1 protein-coding gene is annotated in these 578 nt (G+C 29.1%); it reads right to left on the reverse strand.

All coding sequences use genetic code 11. From position 1 onward, the window contains the following. Positions 1-176 precede the first annotated feature (176 nt). Complete coding sequence (locus tag ACIR131C_RS0111795) at positions 177-494, reverse strand: hypothetical protein (RefSeq protein ID WP_028090355.1); 318 nt, start codon at positions 492-494, stop codon at positions 177-179. Positions 495-578: the final 84 nt, after the last annotated feature.

Raw genomic sequence — 578 nt, forward strand, 5'->3', positions numbered from 1 at the left:
GATATTTGTGATCATTTGCTATTATAGCACTGTAGGGTGCGTCAGATATGACAAATCTATTTTTTGATAGAATTTATGTACCTTACTTATCTATTTTTATGTCTGCATATTCTTTTTCTGTTAATGCAAATTCGGGGTCTATGATTTTCACTTCTTGATAAGTTAGTTCGTAAAGTTTATAAACCATATTGTCTATATTTATTAATTTCCTTACCTCCTATAACTGCATATTTACCTTCTGTAACTAAATGTTTTTGTAATCCAATTTCCCCTCTACTATTATCATAAACTGCGATTTGTCTATCAATACCATTTTCGTCAAGTAATATATAGCCTAATTTTTGAGCATTAGTAGCCACATGATCATCAATACCTGTCAAGTTTTCAGGAGTTGATAATAATTGCACATTAGCAAATGTTTGTCCTAGAAATTGTTTCCATTTAGCTTGGTTATAACGTTGATTAAACAGGTTTTGGATTTGTTGTTTTTTCATAATTTTGGTATAGGTTAATTACAGAAATGTTGAATGTCGTTACAAAACTTTACATATTTAAGTATAGTAGTATTATCAAGGGTA

This window comes from Dolichospermum circinale AWQC131C (assembly GCF_000426905.1).
GTDB classification, from domain to species: Bacteria; Cyanobacteriota; Cyanobacteriia; order Cyanobacteriales; family Nostocaceae; genus Dolichospermum; species Dolichospermum circinale.